Consider the following 20,673-nt stretch of genomic DNA (forward strand, 5'->3'; position numbering starts at 1 on the left):
GTCTCTTGATGATAATAACAGCTAATCACTCGTCTCCCACGCCGTCAACGGATACGCTTTTATGAAAACATCGTTGTTCAAAAGCCTTTATTTTCAGGTCCTCACCGCTATCGCCATCGGTATCCTGCTCGGCCACTTTTATCCCGAGCTGGGCGCGCAGATGAAACCGCTGGGCGATGCCTTTGTAAAACTGATCAAAATGATTATCGCGCCGGTGATTTTCTGTACCGTCGTGACCGGCATCGCCGGCATGGAGAGCATGAAAGCGGTCGGGCGCACCGGCGCGGTGGCGCTGCTCTACTTTGAAGTGGTCAGCACCATTGCGTTGATCATCGGCCTGATTGTGGTCAACGTGATCCAGCCGGGCGCCGGCATGAACGTCGACCCGGCGACGCTGGATGCAAAAGCGGTGGCGGTCTATGCGCAGCAGGCGGAGCAGCAAGGCGTGGTCGCCTTCTTGCTGGATGTCATCCCTGGCAGCGTCATCGGCGCTTTCGCCAGCGGCAATATTCTGCAGGTGCTGCTATTCGCCATCCTGTTCGGCTTCGCCCTGCATCGCCTGGGGGATAAAGGCACGCTGATTTTCAACGTGATTGAAAGCTTCTCGAAGGTGATTTTCGGCATCATCAATATGATCATGCGCCTCGCCCCGATCGGTGCTTTCGGCGCGATGGCCTTCACCATCGGCAAATATGGCGTGGGTTCGCTGGTGCAGCTCGGCCAGCTGATTATCTGCTTCTATATTACCTGCATCCTGTTTGTGGTGCTGGTGCTGGGCACCATCGCCCGCATCACCGGCTTCAATATCTTTAAATTTATCGCTTATATCAAAGAAGAGTTGCTGATTGTGCTGGGCACCTCCTCATCCGAATCCGCGCTGCCGCGCATGCTGGATAAGATGGAGAAGCTGGGCTGCAAAAAATCGGTGGTAGGGCTGGTGATCCCGACCGGCTACTCGTTCAACCTCGACGGCACCTCAATCTATCTCACCATGGCAGCGGTGTTTATCGCCCAGGCCACCAATAGCCATATGGATATCATGCACCAGATCACCCTGCTGGTGGTGCTGCTGCTCTCCTCTAAAGGGGCGGCGGGCGTGACCGGCAGCGGCTTTATCGTGCTGGCGGCGACGCTGTCGGCCGTGGGGCATCTGCCGGTGGCGGGCCTGGCACTGATCCTCGGCATCGATCGTTTTATGTCGGAAGCGCGCGCGCTGACCAACCTTGTCGGCAATGGCGTGGCGACAGTGGTGGTGGCGAAATGGGTCGATCAGCTGGATGAGAAACAGCTGCGCGAAACGCTCTCCTCTTCGAAAAAAACGAAAAAGCTGCCGGTATGATCGTCAGGCTGCGCTAACAGGCCAGAAAAAGGGGCGCCTTCTGCCTGGCAGAAAGCGCCCCTTCTCTTTTTATCGCCTTGCGCGGCGGCTTCATCGACCGCGCCTATCGTCCGCTAAAAAGCGATTTGCATGCGTAATGAGCAGCTTTTCGGCGGTAAAAATCGCTAAAATTATAAAACTTTGCAAAAAACCGTTATCCGCGCCCGCTGCGACTTGCCCTTACCCCATGCATTTGGATAATAAAGCCCACACAGACTGTGCCGCCACAGGCGCCTGGCCACGCTTCAGACGCGAAAGCACGGTTTACATTCATTTTTTATGATTTTTCACTTCGTTGTGTGACAACCTCGTTTTTGCGTGGTCTAACTGCGGTGCGCCCGCTGTGCGTTATCAACAGGACGATAACGCCTGACTATCGCGCGTCATCAATGAGATTAAGTGGGCAATTGAGTAGGGGTTCACATGCAGGGCACCAGAATTCGTCTTTTAGTTGGTGGGTTGTTGCTGGCGGCCGTCAGTGGCACATTGCAGGCTGAAACACTACAACCCGATCCTGCCTGGCAGCAGGGAAAATTAGATAACGGCTTTAAATGGCAGGTGCTTAGTACGCCGCAGCGCCCCAGCGATCGCGTTGAAATTCGCCTGTTGGTGAATACCGGATCGCTGATGGAGAACGCTCAGCAAACCGGCTTTACGCATCTGCTTCCCCGTCTGGCGATGGTGCATAACACCGCGCTCGATCCGGCGGCACAGCGCTCGCTTTGGCAGCAGGGCATGGACCCTGATCATCCGCTGCCGCCCGCCGTCACCTCCTATGAATTCACGCTGTACAACCTGAGCCTGCCGAACAACCGCCCGGAGCTGTTGAAAGATGCGCTCGGCTGGCTTGCCGCCACCGCCGGCAAAATGTCGATTAACGATCAGGTGGTCAGCACTGCGTTGAACGCCGACGATCCCATCGCCAACTGGCCGCCGAACCCGCGTGACGTCTGGTGGCGCTATCGGCTGAAAGGCTCCACGCTGTTAGGTCATGACCCGGCCGAACAGCCTAAAGCGCCGGTCGATATCAATCAGCTCGGCAGCTTCTATAAGCAGTGGTATACGCCGGATGCCATGACGCTGTTCGTGGTGGGCAATATCGATAGCCGCTCTTTGAGCGAGCAGATCAATAAGGCGTTTTCGCCGCTGGAAGGCCGTCGCGAGACGCCTGCGCCGGTGCCGACGCTCTCTCCGCTGCCGGCCGAGCCGGTCGCACTGGTTAATCCTGCGCTGAAGCAGGATCGCCTGTCGCTGATCTGGGATATGCCGTGGCAGCCGATTCGCGATTCGCAAAACCTGAGCCGTTACTGGCAGAGCGACCTCGCGCGCGAGGCACTGTTCTGGCACGTGCAGCGCGTACTGAGTGACAGCAAAGCGCAGGGCGTGCAGGTTGGATTTGACTGCCGGGTGCTTTACCAGCGCGCCCAGTGCGCCATCAGCATGGATTCCAGCGCCGAAACGCTGGAAAAAAACATGAATCTGATTGCGCGCGAGCTGGCTAACGTACGCGATAACGGCCTGCCGCAGACCGAGTTCGATGCGCTGATGGCGCAGAAAACCGCCGAGCTGAACAAGCTGTTCGCCACCTATGCGCGCACCGATACCGACGTGCTGATGAGCCAGCGTTTACGCTCGCAGCAGAACGCGGTAGTGGATATCGCGCCGGAGCAGTATCAGAAATTCCGTCAGGATTTCCTTAACGGCCTGACGCTGGCGGCGCTGAACCAGGAGCTGCGTCAGCAGCTGTCGCAGGAGCTGACCATGGCGCTGATGCAGCCGCAGGGCGAGCCGGAAGCTAACGTGAAAGCGCTGCACCAGAGCTGGCAAAAAATCATGGCGCCGCCGCCTGCGCCGGCAGCCGCTACGCCGGAAGAGGGGAAAGCGGAAGTCTCCGATATCCCGGTACCGCAGTCGTAAATCGTGGGCCGGCTCGCGGCGGCGCTGAGCGTCTACGCGGCCTGGCCTTGCCATCCCTGGGCGCCGCGGAGGGGGCGTTGCCCGCCTGCGGCGTTGCGCTGCGCGTGAAAGCGGCAGTGCTGTTTGCCTGACGTTATCCCGCCTGTTGCCACCCCGGCGCTGCCTGTCAGAAAGCGGGCAATAGCGCTTTCCCCCTGTTCTGCCCGTTCCCGCGCGTTATACCGCCAGCGTGCGGGTTTTCTGCGCGCGCAGCCACTCGGTCACCAGCATCGGCCAGCTCGCCAGCGGCGAATCGGCAAGATTACGCATACCGAAACCGTGACCGCCGCGCTCATAGAAATGCAGCTCAACCGGCACCTTCTGTTCACGCAGCGCGCTGAAAAACGCCATGCTGTGGGTCACCGGCACCTTATCATCGTCCACGGCATGGATCAGCAGCACCGGCGGCGTTTCCGGGGTAACGCGCGTTTCCAGTGACCAGGCTTCAACGGTTTTGCTGTCCGGCCATTCACCCAGCAGGCGCCTGCGCGCCTCTTCATTGGTTTGGCCATCGCGCAGGGTGATCAGCGGGTAGACCAGCACCAGCGCATCGGGGCGCGCCGGCAGGCTGTCGATATTGTCCTGCGGCGGATAGAGTTTTTCGCTGAAACGCGTGCCGAGGCTGGCTGCCACATAGCCGCCGGCGGAAAAGCCCATCATCACGATACGCCTGCCGTTAAGGCCACGCGTCGCGCGATCGCGCAACACACGCACCGCACGCTGCGCATCGGCCAGCGGTGCATCGGCGCCTTCATGGTGCCCGTCAGCGGGCAGCCGGTAAGTCATCACCGCCAGCGTGTAGCCCATCGCGGTGAAAAAGGTCGCCAGCGCGCTGCCTTCGCTGTCGATCATAATGCGGGCGAAGCCGCCGCCGGGCGCTACCAGCAGCGTGACGCCGTTCGACTCTTCGGGATACCAGACGGCCAGCTCAGGACAGCGAACGCCTGACGCCGCGCGGTTGTAAGGCTCAAACTCTTTCGCTAAATCGATGATCTGCGGCTTAGCGGTCGACTGGCTGGCGCCAGGGGCATCGCCGTGTGGCCAGAGATTAAAAATATCTGCTTTCATAGCCTGTCCTGATGAACGTGAGGGTGGAGTGAAAGAGCCGCAGCACAGCGGAAAAAAGCCAGGCGGGGCCTATTAATCATTGGCGGTGAGGGCGGTGCGCGTCCAGTTCTTCCGGACGACAAAAAGGCAATTCAGATTTAGCCTGGTGGCAAAATCAGCGATTTGATTTAGGGGAAAATAGTGAGTTTTATTAAACACTTTGCCGCGCATCGGGAAAGGCAAAGAAAGGGCGGCGCGCGTAACCGGCGGCGGCCAGCGTGCGCTGGCATGTCGGGAAGGCGCCGTTTTTCCAGTAAAATCAGCGCCAGCCAATTAATGTGAGTGCTTGCTTACATCAGGCGGGTTCGCGCAACTCATCGTAGGGCACCATAACATGCTCCTGATAGGCAGGGCGCTGGGTTAAGCGCTGGTAATAGTTTTCCAGCGCCGGCAGCGTCGGACGCGTCATCTCCAGCGTGTAGTAGCGGTAGAGCTGCATACCGAACAGAATGTCCGCCACCGTCAGGCGATCGCCGGCCAGATAGTCGTGCTGCGCCAGGCGATCGTCGGCGATTTTCAGCAGCTTCGTCAGGTTGTCCATCGCTTCGGCCAGCGCCTGCTTATCCGCTTTCTCCGGCATTCTGATCAGCGGCCAGGCGACAGGGCGAATAAAACTGACGTAGACGCTCGATTTAGCCCATTCGGCCCAGATATCGACCGTGGCGCGCGCCAGCGCATCCTGCGGCCAGAAAGCGTCGTTGCCGTAGCGGCTCGCCAGATAGCGCACGATTGCTGCAGACTCGAACAGCGGCGGACCGTCGCCATCGCGCAGCACCGGCACCAGACCGTTGGGATTCATCGCCAGAAAGGCCGGCGTCTGGTTGCCGCCATATTTGTGTCCAATATCGACGCGCTGATAGGGCAGCCCCAGCTCGCCGATACACCACATCACAGCCTGTACATTTGTTGAAGTTTTACGTCCCCAAACCTTAAGCATCGCGTTACTCTCCTGAGCGGTGGTGGAAAGCAACAGCATAGTCCTCGCTATCGCTGCGGCATAGCGTCCAGCGGAATAATTGCGCCGCGATGCTGAATAACCGTGCTGGCGGTCAGGTGGCCGCACTGCGCCGCTGCCTGCGCATCGCCGCCGCACAGGCGCACCGCCAGATAACCGGCGCTGAAAGAGTCGCCTGCGGCGGTGGTGTCGACGATCTTCTCTTTTTCCAGCCTGACCGCCGGCACTTCCAGCAGCGGCTCGTCGGTCAGCGCCACCAGGCAGGCGTCCGCGCCGCGCTTGATGACGATTTCACTGACGCCGGCGGCGCGGGTGCGCGCGATCACCTGCTGCGTCGGCGCTTCGCCCCAGAGCAGGGTTTCATCATCCAGGGTTAAGAAGGCGATATCGGTGCAGTCCAGCATCGCCTGATAGGCCTGCTGCGCCGCTTCGCGGCTCGGCCAGAGGCGTGGACGGTAGTTGTTGTCGAAAATCACCTTGCCGCCGTTACGTCGGCAGGCGGCCAGCAGCGCCATCAGCTGATGGCGATCTTCCGGCGAGAGGATCGCCAGACTGATGCCGCTGAGATAGAGATAGTCAAACTGCATCAGCTGCTGGCAAATCGCCTCTGCCTGCGGGCTTTGCAGCCAGAACCGCGCGGCGGCTTCGTTGCGCCAGTAGCTGAAGGTACGCTCGCCGTGCGCGTCGGTTTCAATCACGTAGAGGCCGGGCAGCCGGTTCTCCAGACGTTGCACCAGGTGGGTCTGCACCCCTTCCTGCTGCCAGGCGGCGAGCATCTCATTGCTGAAGCTGTCGGTGCCGAGCGCAGTGACATACTCCACCGTCAGCTGCGCTGCCGGCGCCTGACGCGCGATATAAACCGCCGTGTTTAAGGTGTCGCCACCGAAACCGCGCTTTAGCGCGTCGCCCCGCTGCGAAAGCTCAATCATGCACTCGCCGATTACCGCTATTTTTTTCCCTGTCATCATGGTCACCCCGTAATGAAAACCTGCCTTAGTCTCTATCCGGCGCGGCGCCGAGTCAATATTTTAAAACACCGTTTTAATTTAACTTAAGTCACTAAACTGTTGATATAAGCGGCGATAAAACCATAAATCACCACGTTATTGTCACGATTGAAAGTATTGCCGGCTGATAAAGTGGATCGCCTCGACGCGGCGCTACGTGCAAAAAGTGCGCTCTTCGTCACGCTGCGTCAGGCTCAGGCTCACGGCCCGCCATTCAAAATAAAAAAATCATGAGGATGAAGAAAATGAGTCACCCGCTTCCCTCCTCAATTGTCGCGCAACCGCATCAGGAACAGCAGCAGTACTGGCTGGCATGCCAGCGTTCTTACACCTTTCAACCGATTTATCAGGTTACGGGTCGCCTGATGGCAATTGAGCTGCTGACCGCCGTGTCGCATCCTGCCGCGCCGGGACAGGCAATTTCGCCGGAACGCTATTTCGCCGCGCTGAGCATCACCCAGCGTCTGCACATAATTCAGGAACAGCTGGAGCTGCTACGCCGCTGGGAGGGCTTTTTCATCGGCTCCGATCGCGTTGCCTCCGTGAATATCGACGGGCCGACCCTGTTGGCTATCCAGCATCACGGCGCGCTACGCGCGCTGATTGGCCGCCTGCCCTGGGTGCGTTTCGAGCTGGTGGAGCATCATGTGCTGCCGCAGGAGGAGATCGTGGCGCAGATGCCGGAACTGGGTGCGCTCTGGCTGGATGACTTCGGCTCAGGTATGGCGAACTTCTCCGCGCTGACGGAGCTAAGCTACGACTACATCAAACTGGCGCGCGAGCTGTTCGTGCTGCTGCGCGACAGCGACGAGGGGCGTAGCCTGTTCGCCATGCTGCTGGCGCTGATCGGCCGCTACTGCAAAGGGGTAATTGTCGAAGGGGTGGAAACGGCCGAAGAGTGGGAGCAGGTGCGTCAGTCGCCCGCGTTCGCCGCACAGGGCTACTTTTTTTCACGTCCCGTGCCTTTCAGCCAGCTGACGACGCTGCCGCTTCAGCTTCCCTGATGCCGTTTTCGCTGCTCTCTACTATCTTTACCAGACAGAGAGCAGGTAAGGAGACGGAGATGTCACGCGCAGGAAAGATCACCAGCTGGGTTATCGGGATTTTTTGTTTGCTGGTTGTGGTAGTTGTTGTCGTCATCGCAACCTTCGACTGGAATCGTCTGAAGCCAACCATCAACCAGAAAGTCTCGACGGAGCTGAACCGCCCGTTCGCCATTCGCGGCGATCTCGGCGTGAACTGGGTGCGTAATCGCGAAGAGCCGGGCTGGCGCCGTTGGGTGCCCTGGCCGCAGATCCACGCTGAAGATATCGTACTGGGCAACCCGCCCACAATCCCGGACGTCACTATGGTGCAGCTGCAGCGCGCCGATGCCACCCTTTCGCCGCTGGCGCTGCTGCATAAAGAAATTTTCATTCCCTGGATCAAGCTGCAGCAGCCTGACGCCCGCCTGATCCAGACGGCGGATAAGAAAAACAACTGGACCTTTACCCTCGCCAACAGCGATAAAACGGACGATCAGCCACAGCAGCCTTCTGCCTGGTCCTTCCGCCTGGACAACATTCTCTTCGACCGGGCGCACCTCGCTTATCGCGATGCGGTGAATAAAGCCAACGTGAAAATGGAGATCGATCCGCTCGGCAAGCCGGTGCCTTACGGCCAGGTAGCGGGCGGCGATGATAAGCAGAAAGGCGCGGCCGATTTCGTCTTCGGCTGGCGCGCCAGCGGCACCTATAACGATCAGCGGCTGGATGGCAGCGGCAAGCTTGGCGGCATGCTCTCGCTGCGCAGCAAAACCACGCCGTTCCCGGTGCAGGCTGAAGTGCGCAACGGCACCACACGCGTCAATATCACCGGCAGCCTGCAGGATCCGCTTAACCTCGGCGGGCTTGATCTGCGCGTGCGCTTCTCCGGTGATACGCTGGCGAACCTCTACGATTTGACCGGCGTACTGCTGCCGGATACGCCGCCTTATGAGACTGACGGCCATCTGAAAGTGAAATTCCGCGAAAAAGGCGATGCTGTTTACCGTTACGAGAACTTCAACGGCCATATCGGCGACAGCGATATTCACGGCACGCTCACTTACACCCAGGGCAAACCGCGTCCGAAGCTGAGTGGCGAAGTGATGTCGCGTCAGCTGCGCATGGCGGATCTCGGCCCGCTGATCGGCGTTGACAGCGGCAAAGGCAGTGAAAAAACCGCCCGGGCGGAAACGCAGCGCGGTGAAAAGAGCAATCAGCCCGGCGACCGCGTCTTGCCGCATGACCGCTTCGACACCAAAAACTGGGATGTGATGGATGCCGACGTGAAGTTCAGCGGCAAGCGTATCGAACATAGCGACTCGCTGCCGTTAAGCGATCTCTATACCCATCTGGAGCTGAAAAACGGCGACCTGCTGCTCGATCCCCTGCGCTTCGGCGTGGCAGGCGGTTCGCTCAACTCGACCGTGCGGCTGGAGGGGAGCCGCACGCCGATGCGCGGCCGCGCCGACCTGCACGCCCGTAAGCTGCATCTGCGCCAGCTGTTCCCCGGCGTGGAGGCGATGCAGAACAGCCTCGGCCAGCTAAACGGCGACGCAACGCTGAGCGGCACCGGCAACTCAGTGGCGGATCTGCTGGCGACCAGCAACGGCGACGTCAAACTGCTGATGAATGATGGCGTGATCAGCCGCAGCCTGATGGAGATTGTCGGGCTGAACGTCGGCAACTACGTGGTCGGCAAACTGTTCGGTGATGACGAAGTGCGCATCAACTGCGCGGCCGCTAACCTGGACGTACGCAACGGCCTTGCGACCTCGCGGCTGTTCGTTTTCGATACCAGCAACGCGGTAGTCAACCTCTCCGGCAATGTTAACTTCGCCAATGAACGGATGGATCTCTCGATTAACCCGGAGAGCAAAGGGGTGCGCATCGTTACCCTGCGTTCGCCGCTCTACGTGCGCGGTACCTTTAAAAATCCGGATGCGGGCGTGAAAACCGGGCCGTTGCTGGCGCGCGGCGCGGCGGCGGTAGCGCTGGGCGCAGTGGTGACGCCGGCGGCAGCGCTGCTGGCGCTGATCTCTCCGAGCGATAACGAAGATAACCAGTGCGTTAATATTCTGCAGCAGATGAAAAAATAACCCCGATGCCGCCAGCGGCGGCCACAAAAAAGGCGTCATAACGACGCCTTTTTCTTTTTCCCGACGGCAAGCGCGCCGCGCCGTCAGGCTTCGTACAGCGTCTGATGGCGCGTCTCTTTACAGGCGATCAGCGCAATCAGCGTCAGCAGCGCCATCGCTGCCAGATAGAGGCCGACAGCGAACAGCCCGTAATTGGCGTTGAGCCAGGCGGCGATATAGGGCGCCACCGACGCGCCGAGGATCGACGACAGGTTGTAGGAGAATGATGCCCCGGTGTAGCGCACTTCGGTGGGGAACAGCTCCGGCAGCAGCGCGCCCATCGGGCCAAAGGTCAGCCCCATAATGCTCAGGCCGATCAGCAGGAACAGCATCATCATCGCCTGGCTGCCGGAGGCCATCAGCATCGGGAACAACAGGGCGAACAGCATAATGCCGAGGGTAATCACAATCATGGTTTTGCGGCGGCCGAAGCGATCCGCCAGCAGACCGGCTATCGGCACCATCACGCCGAAGCCGATCACCGCCACCATCAGCATCCACAGCAGGCTGTTGCGCGAGAAGCCCAGCCCGGCGGGTGCCGGCGCGGTGCCGTAGCTCATTGAGTAGACGGTCATAATGTAAAACAGCGTGTAGGTCGCCAGCATGATAAAGGTGCCGAGAAGGGTGGCGCCCAGATGTTTACTGAGCAGGGTGCCGATCGGCACGCGGACCTGCTTTTTCTCTTTCTGCACTTTGGCGAACACCGGGCTTTCATGCAGCGAGACGCGTACGTAAAGGCCGATAATCACCAGCACCGCGGAAAGCACGAACGGCACACGCCAGCCCCAGCTCATAAACTGGGCGTCGGTCAGCAGCCAGGAGAGCAGCAGAAAGGTGCCGTTAGCGAAGAAAAAGCCGATCGGGGCGCCGAGCTGCGGGAACGAACCGTAGAGCGCGCGCTTTTTCGCCGGCGCGTTTTCCGTCGCCAGCAGCGCTGCGCCGCCCCATTCGCCGCCAAGGCCCAGCCCCTGGCCGAAACGTGCCAGCGCCAGCAGCAGCGGGGCGAACACGCCGATGGTATCATAGCCTGGCAGTAGGCCGATCACCACCGTCGAGATGCCCATGGTCAGCAGCGAGGCGACCAGCGTCGCTTTACGCCCGACGCGATCGCCGAAGTGGCCGAACAGCGCGGAGCCGATAGGGCGCGCGACGAAGGCGATGGCAAAGGTCGCCAGCGACTGTAGCGTCGCCACGGTGGCGTCGCCCTGCGGAAAGAAAATATGGGGAAAAACGATCACCGCAGCGGTGGCGTAAATATAAAAATCGAAGAATTCGATGGCCGTGCCGACCAGCGAGGCGATAACCACTTTGCCGCGCGAATTAACCGGCGCGGGGCCGTTTTCGGTGTCGAGAGGTGGTGCGATGGATGCTTGCATAATTGTTTCTTATTTGTAAACCCGGACAAAGAATCTTACGCACTGGCAGAAGCGGGTTCAATGGCGAAAAGCCGCGCCGCGCCTGCCCTCGCGCAGCAAAAAGTGGATAATTTCTGGCAGGAAAGCTTTACCGGCGAATGGCAGGGCGAACGGCGCGTTTTCTGGCGTGAATCACTACAAAACGGGGAAATAAAAGTGAGGGGTTAGCTATTCATACTGACTTATGGCGAAATTTTGCGCACGACGCGGCATTTTCCTCTGTGGATACCGCGTCGTGGCTTAAAGCACTACTTTTTTCGGCGCAGCGTGAGCGGCGGATCGTCCTTATAGTCGGCGGTGGCGATCCAGGCGGCGCAGAACAGCGTCAGGCGCGCAAAGAAGTAGAAGAACGCCATCAGCCCCAGCACCGAACCGAAGGCGGCGCCGGAAGGGGAAGAGGCGAGCTTTGGCAGCGTCAGCGTCATGATGAATTTAATCACCTCAAAGCCGATGGCCGCCAGCAGCGTGCCGCGCAGCAGCGCTTTTTTATGCGGACGGTGACGCGGCAGGATCCAGAAAATCCACAGGAACAGCAGATAGTTGGCAAAGATAGAGATCGAGAGCGCGATCAGTGTCATCGCCGGACGCAGCCACTCAATGCCGTCCAGCCCCAGCGCGCGCACAATCGCATCCTGCGCCGAACCGGCGATGGAGGTCAGCGACAGAGTAATAATCAGCGCCAGCACCAGCCCGGTCAGCGAGATAAAGTCGCGGGTGTACTTGAAATAGATCTTCTCTTTATCCTGCGCGCCGCGTTCCCAGACATCGCGCGACTGCGCGCGCAGCGCCTCGCGCAGGTTGCCCATCCAGCTGATGCCGGAATAGAGCGCCACCAGCAGGCCGGTAATGCCGACGGTGGTACGCTGTTCTACGGCGGTATGCACGGTATTTTTCAACGTGCTGGCCAGCGTCGGATCGCTGATGCTGCTGACGATGCGATCGATCAGCTCGTTCAGCAGCGTCGGGTGTGACGCCAGCACGAAGCCGACGGCGGCGAAAGAGACCATCAGGATCGGGATCAGCGATAAAAAGGAAAAATAGGTGATGGCGGCGCCGAACTGGCTGCCGAGGCGATCGTTGAAGCGCTCCCCGGCGCGCAGAAAGTGCGCCACCGCCGGGATCGCCTGGAACCAGCTGACAAAGCGCGATACGCGGCTAATCGAGCGATCCACGGTGTGATTGCCGGTTTTAATATTAATCAGCGGCTTCTCTTCCTTCCGCTGTTCGGGAGGCTGCGAATATTTGTCCGTCATGAACCGGAGTCATCCTTCTGTTTAGGCGTCAAAATGTCATTATAGCCGCGCTGTTATACGATGGTGTCTTTCATCGCCTGCGTCAGCCACTCCATAAATACCCTGACCCGCTGCGCCAGGTTGCGGCGGTGTGGCCAGAGCAGCGACAGCGGCATCGGGCGGGCGCAAAAATGGGGCAATACTTCAACCAGCTGCTGGCTCTCCAGCAGCGTCTGCACCCCGTGGCGCGGCACCTGGATAATCCCCAGCCCGGCCAGACAGGCGTGGCGGTAGGCGGGTGTCGAATTCACCGTCAGGGCGCCGCCGGTCGGCACAAAGTGACTGCGCTGGCCATCAAAAAACTCAAAGCCGCCGTGGGCGCTGCCGAGCTGCTGGCTGTAATGCACCATCGCATGCTGCGAGAGATCTTCCAGCCGGAGCGGCATCCCGAAACGCATCAGGTAATCGGGGCTGGCGCAATTCATCATCGGCAGATGGCCCAGCGTACGGCTCATCAGGCCGGAATCCTGCAGCTGGCCGATGCGCACCACGCAGTCGAACCCTTCACGGATCACATCCACCTGGCGGTCGCTACTGCTCAGCTCCAGCTCCAGGCCGGGATAGTGCTGCAGAAACTGCGGCAGTTTGGGAATAACGATATCCGTCGCCAGCGCCACCGGCATATCGACGCGCAGGCGACCGCTGAGCGTCGCCGGCTCGCTCTGGAACAGGGCATCCATCTCCTCCAGCGTTGCCAGCACGTCACGGCAGCGCTCGTAGTAGACCAGCCCATCCTGCGTCAGCTGGACGCGGCGCGTAGTGCGGTGCAACAGCCGCGCCCCTACGTGATCCTCCAGCGCCTGAATCTGGCGTGAAATAGTGCCCTTCGGCTGCCCGAGACTTTCCGCCGCGCGGGTGAAGCTTTCCATCTCCGCGACGGTCACAAACACCTTCATTGCATGAATTTTATCCATTTATGCACCGTTTGTTGTCGAAAATGAAACAATGAAGCGTACTGAGCATAGTTTATCGGCGCTGTAGATTTCAATATGCTGGTTTTTCACTCACTAACTGCGTGGAGAAGGACAAATGAGCGATAAAATCGCGTTGATTACCGGCGGCAGCCGGGGTTTAGGGCGTAATGCGGCGCTAAAGCTGGCGGAAAAGGGCGTCGACGTCATTATTACCTGGCGTCAGGATGAGCGGGAGGCAGAAGCAGTGGTGGCCGCAATGCAGGCGTGCGGACGTCGCGCCGCCGCGCTGCAGCTGGACGTGGCGGATGTGCAGCGCTTCGGTGATTTCGTCGCCCGCTTGCAGGAAACGCTGCAGAACGGCTGGCGGCAATCGCGCATTGATTATTTGCTGAACAATGCGGGCGTCGGGCTGTATGGTGCTTTTGCCGAGACCACCGAAGCGCAGTTCGATACCCTAATGCTGACACATTTTAAAGGGCCGTTTTTCCTTACCCAGCGGCTACTGCCGCTGATTAACGATGGCGGACGTATTCTGAACGTCTCCAGCGGCCTGGCGCGTTTCAGCCAGCCGGGCTATGCCGCCTACGCTTCGATGAAGGGGGCGATGGAGGTGCTGACGCGCTATCAGGCGCGCGAGCTGGGGGCGCGCGGCATTACGGTCAATATTCTGGCGCCGGGGGCGATTGAAACCGACTTTGGCGGCGGTTCAGTGCGCGACAACCCCGAAATCAACGCCTGGATCGCTTCGCAAACCGCGCTGGGCCGCGCCGGGCTGCCGGACGATATCGGCTACGCGGTGGCGGCGCTGTTCAGCGATGAAACGCGCTGGATCACCGCCCAGCGCATTGAGGCCTCTGGCGGCATGTTCCTGTAATTCACGCCGTCAGCACACCGTCGATCGCCGTTCGGGTCGCGCCGCCGATCCAGAGGGCGTCGTCGCGAAAGCGCACGCTGATGCGGCCGTCACGCTGTATCGCGGTGCCCTGACGGGCGAGGTAGTCATGCGTCAATCCCTGCGCCGCCAGATAGCGCGCCAGGCAGGCGTTTGCGCTGCCGGTGACCGGATCCTCTGTTAGCGCGCCCTGTTCCACCAGCAGGCCGCGCACTTCATACGCCACCTCCTCCTCTGCCGTCGGGCCGAACGGCATCAGGCCATTAACCCCGGCGTCCGCCAGCAGCTGCGCCAGACGCGACGCGTCGGGATGAATATCCAGCACCGCCTGCGCCGATACCATCGGCACCAGCAGCCAGCGAATGCCCATATCGACGATGGTCACGCTATGCTGCCTGTCAACGGCTTCGCTGTTCAGCGCCGCCGCGATGCCAGGATGCTGCCACGGCGTCAGCGTCGCTTCCGGCGCGGCGAACGCCAGCTCGCCGCCCTCGCCGATCGCCACCTGCACCAGCCCGACGCCGCACTCCTGTACCAGGCGGCCCGGCGTTTTCGGCTGATGTCCCGCCTCCAGCAGCGCGTGGGCGGTGCCCAGCGTCGGGTGCCCGGCGAAAGGCAGCTCGCCTTCAATGGTGAAGATGCGCACCCGGTAATCGGCGTCGGGATGCGTCGGCGGTAACACGAAGGTGGTTTCTGAAAGATGGGTCCAGCGGGCGATGGCCTGCATTTGCGCCGCGCTCAGCGCGCTGGCGTCGAGGATCACCGCCAGCGGATTGCCGCTGAAAGGCGTGCTGCTGAAGACATCGACCTGCTTAAAAGGGCGCGGAGTGGCCATGATTTTCCCAGTGTTGAGTAACAGAAAGCTGATTACTAACGTGTTTAGATTGCTATCGTCAATCGGGACAACTATGAATAACCATACCGACACGATTTTTCATGGCCGAAATGATGCTGAAAATTTTAGGGCGCGCCTCTTCCATCAACGTTCGCAAGGTTTTATGGCTGTGTGACGAGCTGGGGCTAACGTATCAGCGCGAAGAGTGGGGTGAGGGGTTTACATCGACGCACGACGCGCGCTTTCTGGCGCTGAACCCGAACGCGATGATCCCGGTGATTCAGGATGACGATTTTACGCTCTGGGAGTCGAATACCATTATTCGTTATCTGGCGAACCGCTACGGCGGCGAATGGCTCTATCCGACCATGCCGCGTGAGCGCGCGCGCGTCGATCAGTGGATCGACTGGCAGGCCACCGAGCTGAATACCGCCTGGCGCTACGCCTTTATGTCGCTGGTGCGCCAGTCGCCCGCCCATCAGAACGCGCGTCTGCTGGCCGCTGCCTGCAAAGGCTGGACCTATACTATGGGCATTCTGAATCAGCAGCTGCAGAAAACCGGCCGCTATGTTGCCGGCGAACGCTTTACCCTGGCGGATATTCCCATCGGCCTGTCGGTCAACCGCTGGTACGAAACGCCGCTGGAACATGCCAGTTATCCGGCGGTGCGCGCCTACTACGAACGGCTGACGGGCCGCGACGGCTATGTGAAGTGGGGGCGTAACGGCACGCCGTAGCACAGCGCCCCCTCCCCGCGCTTACGGGCCGTCCGCGCCCGCCGGCAGGCCGCTCATTTCGCAGGCCAGCGCGCCTGCGCGGCTGATGGCGTAGCGGTAACGTTCATCAAACGGATAGCAACAGGAGAGGCGCAGCGCGTGATCGGCGCGATCGCTCAGGGTATAGAGCGCGCCGGGCGTCACGCAGATCTTCTCCTGTAGCAAACGATGAAACAGCGCGACGGTATCGATCTGCTCCGGCAGCGTCACCCAGAACACAAAGCCGCCCTGCGGTCGGGTGGCGCGGGTGCCGACGGGAAAGTGCCGGCCGATCAGACCGCGCGCCTCGTCGAGGTTGGCGGCATAGCGGCGGCGTAGCGTGCGTAAATGGCGATCGTAGCCGCCGTTCGCCAGGAACTGGGCAAGGGTTTCGCACAGCAGCATCGGCTCCGCCATCGAAGAGAACGCCTTCAGCCGCGCTACCGCCTGCGAAAAGCGCCCGGCGGCCATCCAGCCAATGCGAAAATCGGGGGCCACCGTTTTGGTAAAGCTGGTGCAGTAGATCACCCAGCCGTCGCGATCGAACGCTTTGGTCGCGGGCAGTTGCGGCGTGCGATCCTGCAGTTCGTCATATAACCCATCCTCAATCAGCGGCACCTGCCAGCGGTTCATCAGCGCCGCCAGCCGCTTTTTATTCTCCAGCGGCATGCTGCATCCCAGCGGGTTCTGCATACCGGGCATGGCGATCAGCGCCTGAATGCGGTGTTCGCTCAGCACCATCTCCAGCGCATCCAGCGACAGGCCGTGCTGCGGATCGGTCGGGATTTCCAGCGCGGTCAGGCCAAGGCTTGCCAGCAGGGGAAACAGAAAGAAGTAGGTCGGCGTCTCCAGTCCTACGCAGTCGCCCGGCCGCGTTGTGGCGCGTAGCGCCAGCTGCAGCGCCTCCATACAGCCGTGGGTCAGGGTGATGCCGCCCGCGGTCAGCGTCATGCCCATATAGCTGGCGCGCCGCGCGATCTCCTCGCGCAGCCGTTCGCTGCCCGGCGGCAGCGCATAGCGGCCAATCATCTGCGGGTTGCGCCGCAGCAGCGAGGCGGTGATGCGCGCCAGCTTCGCCGCCGGATAGAAATCGCCGTCGCGCGGGCAGGCGAGCGAAATGTTGGTGTAGTCAGGGTGATTTTGCGCCGCGAACACCGTATCGATCAGATCCAGCTGCGCCTGGCCTGGCGCCGCGACGGTGGCACGGTAGGCAACGATCTTTTCCGGCGCGGGCAGCACGCTGCGCACGTAGTAACCCGACTGCGGACGCGATTCAATCAGCCCGCGATCTTCCAGCACCCGCCAGGCGCTCAGTACAGTATTAATGCTGAGCTGCTGCGCGGCGGCGACGCGCCGGATAGCGGGCAGACGGCTGCCGGCCGGCCAGGTGCCGTCCTGAATAGCGCGGGCGAACTCTGCCGCCAGCTGCTGATAACGCGTAGTCTCAAACAACGTCACGGACACAGTTGCGCTCCGGGTGAAGGGGTACAGTGAATAAATAACAAATTTGTACCCCTGACAATAGCGTTTTGTTGTCTCTGTTACCATGACGGAACGCCGCATACCATAAAGCTTCTGTTTTCAAACCGGAGCCTGCCATGATCGATCCCTCTTTTTTCAGCTATGTCACCGTGATGTCGATAACGCCGGGTCCGAACAACCTGCTGCTGGCGACCTCAGGCGTCAATTTCGGCCTGCGGCGCACGCTGCCGATGGTGGGTGGCATCCTGCTCGGCTGCGTGATCCAGCTGCTGCTGATGGCGCTGGCGCTGGAGCTGCTGCTGGGCTGGATGGCGCAGATGCGCCTGCCGCTGACGCTGCTGGGCTGTAGCTGGCTGCTCTGGCTGTCGTGGAAAATCTGGCGTGCATCGGCGCCGACGCTTGCCGCACGGCAGCGGCCGATGTCGACGCTGGGCGGCGCGCTGTTTCAGGCGGTGAACCCCAAAGCCTGGCTGATGGTCAGCAACGTGGCGCTGCTCTATATCGCGGATAACGGCGTGATGACGGTGCTGGCGGGTTATGCACTGCTGAATCTGCCCTGCATTTTGCTCTGGGCGATGCTGGGCGAGCGGATGCGCGTGCTGCTTGATATTGACTGGAAGCGGCGTCTGTTTAACGGCGTGATGGCGACGTCGCTGGCGCTGACCGCGCTCTGGATGCTGTATGACGCGTGGGGCGCTCCGTTGTAAAAAGTGCGGCCTCCGCAGGAGGCCGACAGAAGATTCAAGGGAGTATCACCTGTGCGCAGAGTGGCCGATCCGCAAGCCGACCTGCTGCGCCTTATCTCCGGCAACGGCCAGCTGGCAGCTGCCTGCCCTTGCTCGCAGCCGACCCGCTGCGCATTATTCCCGGAAGCGGGCAGTGGGCGGCCGGCTGCCTTTGCTCGCAGCCGGCCCGCTCTGCGTTATTCCCGAAAGCGGGCAGGGATTCACCGGCACCCGGCTCTCCTGTCCGTCGTCAGGCGCTTACTCCGGTGCGCCGCCGCTGCCCTGCTGTGAAGGCCACTTCCAGTTGCGCACTTCCGGTACATCTTCGCCATATTCACGCACATAGCGGTGGTGTTCGGCGATCTTCTCCTCCAGCGCATCGAGGATGTGGTCCGCCTTGCCCGCCAGCGAGGGCACGCGCAGAATCGCCTCCTGCGCCAGATGATAGCGATCCAGCTCATTCATCACCGTCATATCGAACGGTGTGGTGGTGGTACCTTCCTCCATAAAGCCGCGCACGTGGAAATTACGGTGGTTATTGCGCTGATAGGTCAGGCGATGGATCAGGCTGGGGTAGCCGTGGAAGGCGAACACCACCGGTTTATCGGCGGTGAACAGCTGGTCGAACGTCGCATCTTCCATGCCGTGCGGATGCTGATCCTGGGTTTGCAGCGCCATCAGGTCTACCACATTGACCACGCGCACGCGCAGGTCGGGCAGATAGTCACGCAGCAGGTCGACCGCCGCCAGCGTCTCCATGGTTGGCACGTCGCCCGCGCAGGCCATCACCACATCCGGCTCCTCGCCCGGCTTTTCGGTGCCCGCCCACTCCCAGATGCCGATGCCCGCTTCGCAGTGCTTCACCGCCTGGTCCATCGTCAGCCACTGCGGCTCCGGCTGTTTGCCGGCGATGATCACATTGATGCGATCCCAGGTTTTCAGGCAGTGGTCGCCCACCCACAGCAGGGTATTGGCATCGGGCGGCAGATAGATACGCACGATATCCGCCTTCTTGTTGGCAACGTGATCGATAAAGCCGGGATCCTGGTGGCTGTAGCCATTATGGTCCTGCCGCCAGACGTGCGAAGAGAGCAGATAGTTTAGCGACGAGACCGGCTTGCGCCACGGCAGTTTGCGCGTCACCTTCAGCCACTTGGCGTGCTGGTTGAACATCGAATCGATAATGTGAATAAAGGCTTCATAGCAGTTAAACAGGCCGTGACGGCCGGTCAGCAGATAGCCCTCCAGCCAGCCCTGGCACTGATGCTCACTGAGGATCTCCATCACCCGGCCATCCGGCGCCAGCTGTTCGTCGTAGGAACGGACCTCTTCCATCCAGGTGCGGCTGGTGACGTCGAACACCTTGCTGAGGCGGTTGGAGGCGGTTTCATCCGGGCCGAACAGGCGGAAGTTATCTTTGTTGCGCGCAAAAATGGCGCGCAGGTAGTCGCCCAGCACCTCGGTAGACTGCACCTGTTTTTCGCCAGGCGTGGTGACATCCACCGCGAACGTGCGGATATCGGGCGTATCCAGCTCGCGCCGCAGGCGACCGCCGTTGGCATAAGGCGAGGCGCCCATCCGCTTTTCACCCTGCGGCGCCAGCGCGCGCAGCTCTGACCGCAGGCGGCCCTGCTCGTCAAACAGCTCCTCAGGATGGTAGCTGCGCATCCACTGCTCAAGGATCTGACGGTGGCCGTCATCCTCGCGGCAGGAAGCGACCGGCACCTGATGCGCGCGCCAGAAATCTTCGACTTTCTTGCCGTCGACGGTTTTCGGGCCGGTCCAGCCTTTGGGGCTGCGCAGGATGATCATCGGCCAGCGCGGGATGGCGTCGGATGCTTCGCCGCGCCGGGCACGCTGCTGATGTTCACGGATTTTATCGAAGGCGCTGTCCAGCGTTTCGGCCATCAGGCGATGCATTTTTTCCGGCTCGTCGCCGCAGACGAATAAAGGCTCATAGCCGTAGCCGCTGAACAGCTGATGCAGATCCTCGTCGCTGCTGCGTCCCAGCAGCGTCGGGTTAGCGATTTTATAGCCGTTAAGATGCAGGATCGGCAGCACCGCGCCGTCGCGCGCGGCGTTCAGAAACTTGGTGCCGTGCCAGCTGGAGGAGAGCGGGCCGGTTTCCGCTTCGCCATCGCCGATGACGCAGGCGGCAATCAGATCGGGGTAATCAAATACCGCGCCGAACGCATGCGAAAGCGAATAACCCAGCTCGCCGCCTTCGTTAATCGAGCCGGGAGTTTCCGGCGCGGCATGACTGGGGATACCGCCGGGGAAAGAGAACTGTTTGAACAGCCGCTGCATCCCGGTGGCGTCTTCGCTGATTTCCGGGTAGATCTCGCTGTAGCTCCCTTCCAGCCAGGTGTTGGCCACCATGCCGGGGCCGCCGTGGCCCGGCCCGCAGATATAGATCATATTCAGATCGCGGCGGCGGATAATGCGGTTCAGGTGGGCGTAGATAAAGTTCAGGCCAGGCGTGGTGCCCCAGTGACCGAGCAGGCGCGGTTTGATATGTTCCGGCTGCAGTGGCTCGCGCAGCAGGGGATTGTTCATAAGGTAAATCTGGCCGACCGACAGATAGTTGGCGGCACGCCAGTAGCGATCGAGCAATGTCAGTTCTTCTTCGGCGCCGGGATGCGGCTGTGCATGGGTCATGCTTTTCCTCCGGTGACTGCAATCACAAATACGGACATGGAGCGCTTTACCAGACCGCGATGAAATTCAATACTCTTTAACCCTAATAGAAGAAATCTTAATCAGCCAAAAAACAGGCGTTTTTCGGCTGCGCTGGCAAGGA

17 protein-coding genes are annotated in these 20,673 nt (G+C 60.6%); 7 read left to right on the top strand and 10 right to left on the bottom strand.

What is annotated here, in order from left to right:
* Positions 1-61 precede the first annotated feature (61 nt).
* Positions 62-1,339 carry a dicarboxylate/amino acid:cation symporter gene (locus tag C2E15_RS00940; RefSeq protein ID WP_104955744.1) on the top strand — a complete coding sequence of 426 codons (1,278 nt, stop codon included), beginning with the start codon at positions 62-64 and terminating at the stop codon, positions 1,337-1,339.
* 462 nt (positions 1,340-1,801) lie between these two features.
* Positions 1,802-3,295: a M16 family metallopeptidase gene (locus C2E15_RS00945; RefSeq protein WP_104955745.1), complete on the top strand. Its 1,494-nt coding sequence runs from the start codon at positions 1,802-1,804 to the stop codon at positions 3,293-3,295.
* 216 nt (positions 3,296-3,511) lie between these two features.
* Here C2E15_RS00945 and C2E15_RS00950 read toward each other — a convergent pair whose 3' ends face one another.
* The 4 genes from C2E15_RS00950 to kdgK form a co-directional block, all read right to left on the bottom strand.
* Positions 3,512-4,402, bottom strand: a complete 891-nt coding sequence (locus C2E15_RS00950; protein ID WP_104955746.1) for an alpha/beta hydrolase — start codon at positions 4,400-4,402, stop codon at positions 3,512-3,514.
* A 72-nt stretch (positions 4,403-4,474) separates the two neighbouring features.
* The gene (locus C2E15_RS21195; protein ID WP_146108517.1) at positions 4,475-4,714 is read right to left on the bottom strand and encodes a hypothetical protein; all 240 of its coding nucleotides are present in this window, start codon (positions 4,712-4,714) and stop codon (positions 4,475-4,477) included.
* Positions 4,715-4,736: 22 nt separating this feature from the next.
* Entirely contained in the window at positions 4,737-5,378 is a 642-nt protein-coding gene (locus tag C2E15_RS00955; RefSeq protein WP_104955747.1) for a glutathione S-transferase family protein, read from the bottom strand.
* 47 nt (positions 5,379-5,425) lie between these two features.
* A complete protein-coding gene (gene kdgK, locus C2E15_RS00960) occupies positions 5,426-6,361 on the bottom strand; it encodes a 2-dehydro-3-deoxygluconokinase (protein WP_104959035.1) in 936 nt (311 codons plus the stop codon).
* Between the two features lie 272 nt (positions 6,362-6,633).
* Here kdgK and pdeH point away from each other — a divergent pair, with 272 nt between their 5' ends.
* Together pdeH and C2E15_RS00970 are read left to right on the top strand one after the other, a co-directional pair.
* The gene (gene pdeH / locus C2E15_RS00965; protein WP_104955748.1) at positions 6,634-7,407 is read left to right on the top strand and encodes a cyclic-guanylate-specific phosphodiesterase; all 774 of its coding nucleotides are present in this window, start codon (positions 6,634-6,636) and stop codon (positions 7,405-7,407) included.
* A gap of 59 nt (positions 7,408-7,466) precedes the next feature.
* Complete coding sequence (locus tag C2E15_RS00970; protein ID WP_104955749.1) at positions 7,467-9,524, top strand: AsmA family protein; 2,058 nt, start codon at positions 7,467-7,469, stop codon at positions 9,522-9,524.
* 83 nt (positions 9,525-9,607) lie between these two features.
* On the opposite strand, the gene C2E15_RS00975 is transcribed toward C2E15_RS00970, so the two are convergent.
* The 3 genes from C2E15_RS00975 to C2E15_RS00985 form a co-directional block, all read right to left on the bottom strand.
* On the bottom strand, positions 9,608-10,939 hold the full coding sequence (locus tag C2E15_RS00975) for an MFS transporter (protein ID WP_104955750.1): 1,332 nt from the start codon (positions 10,937-10,939) through the stop codon (positions 9,608-9,610).
* A gap of 287 nt (positions 10,940-11,226) precedes the next feature.
* Complete coding sequence (gene yhjD / locus C2E15_RS00980; RefSeq protein WP_104955751.1) at positions 11,227-12,231, bottom strand: inner membrane protein YhjD; 1,005 nt, start codon at positions 12,229-12,231, stop codon at positions 11,227-11,229.
* Positions 12,232-12,284: 53 nt separating this feature from the next.
* Positions 12,285-13,184 (bottom strand): LysR family transcriptional regulator, encoded by a 900-nt coding sequence (locus C2E15_RS00985; protein WP_104955752.1) that lies wholly within the window; start codon positions 13,182-13,184, stop codon positions 12,285-12,287.
* A gap of 115 nt (positions 13,185-13,299) precedes the next feature.
* On the opposite strand from C2E15_RS00985, the gene C2E15_RS00990 reads away from it, so the two are divergent.
* Positions 13,300-14,058: an SDR family NAD(P)-dependent oxidoreductase gene (locus C2E15_RS00990; RefSeq protein WP_104955753.1), complete on the top strand. Its 759-nt coding sequence runs from the start codon at positions 13,300-13,302 to the stop codon at positions 14,056-14,058.
* A 1-nt stretch (position 14,059) separates the two neighbouring features.
* Here C2E15_RS00990 and C2E15_RS00995 read toward each other — a convergent pair whose 3' ends face one another.
* Entirely contained in the window at positions 14,060-14,911 is an 852-nt protein-coding gene (locus tag C2E15_RS00995; RefSeq protein WP_104955754.1) for a PhzF family phenazine biosynthesis protein, read from the bottom strand.
* Between the two features lie 113 nt (positions 14,912-15,024).
* On the opposite strand from C2E15_RS00995, the gene C2E15_RS01000 reads away from it, so the two are divergent.
* Entirely contained in the window at positions 15,025-15,648 is a 624-nt protein-coding gene (locus tag C2E15_RS01000; RefSeq protein WP_104959036.1) for a glutathione S-transferase family protein, read from the top strand.
* 21 nt (positions 15,649-15,669) lie between these two features.
* On the opposite strand, the gene C2E15_RS01005 is transcribed toward C2E15_RS01000, so the two are convergent.
* Positions 15,670-17,124, bottom strand: coding sequence for an aminotransferase-like domain-containing protein (locus C2E15_RS01005; protein WP_425438047.1), 1,455 nt, complete (start codon positions 17,122-17,124; stop codon positions 15,670-15,672).
* 140 nt (positions 17,125-17,264) lie between these two features.
* Here C2E15_RS01005 and C2E15_RS01010 point away from each other — a divergent pair, with 140 nt between their 5' ends.
* The gene (locus C2E15_RS01010; protein ID WP_104955755.1) at positions 17,265-17,855 is read left to right on the top strand and encodes a LysE family translocator; all 591 of its coding nucleotides are present in this window, start codon (positions 17,265-17,267) and stop codon (positions 17,853-17,855) included.
* Between the two features lie 276 nt (positions 17,856-18,131).
* Here the strand turns inward: C2E15_RS01010 and C2E15_RS01015 are convergent, their stop codons facing one another.
* Complete coding sequence (locus C2E15_RS01015; protein WP_104955756.1) at positions 18,132-20,531, bottom strand: phosphoketolase family protein; 2,400 nt, start codon at positions 20,529-20,531, stop codon at positions 18,132-18,134.
* Between the last annotated feature and the right edge of the window lie 142 nt (positions 20,532-20,673).

It is taken from the genome of Mixta gaviniae, assembly GCF_002953195.1.
Lineage (GTDB): Bacteria > Pseudomonadota > Gammaproteobacteria > Enterobacterales > Enterobacteriaceae > Mixta > Mixta gaviniae.